The sequence below is a fragment of the Streptomyces sp. ADMS genome (assembly GCF_033441795.1).
Lineage (GTDB): Bacteria > Actinomycetota > Actinomycetes > Streptomycetales > Streptomycetaceae > Streptomyces.
This window is the reverse complement of sequence record NZ_JAVFVX010000543.1, coordinates 1-291: the sequence shown is the minus strand read 5'-3', so window position 1 is coordinate 291 and position 291 is coordinate 1. Positions and strand designations below refer to the sequence as shown.

At 66.7% G+C, this 291-nt stretch carries 1 pseudogene; it reads left to right on the top strand.

What is annotated here, in order from left to right:
• Positions 1-291, top strand: a pseudogene (locus RB628_RS41935) (MBL fold metallo-hydrolase); the annotation flags it as partial.

Genomic DNA, 291 nt, shown 5'->3' with positions numbered 1-291 from the left:
GCCCAAGAACCACACGGATTCTACGCCGGTGCCGGGTGCGTGGCCGGACATTCACATGAGCCCTGTCCAGGGGGTTCGGTCGCATCTTGATCTGCAGCAAGGCGATGTGGGTGGGGTGCTGCTGCCGATCCATTGGGTGACTTTCAACCTGGCGGGTCATCCGTGGGCTGAGCCTGGTGAGTGGACCAAGGCTGCTGCTGACGGGGTGGGGCAGGCGGTCGCTCTTCCTGTTCCGGGTCAGCCGTTCGAGCCGGCCGGGGTGCTGCCGGTCGAGCCGTGGTGGCGGGGTGT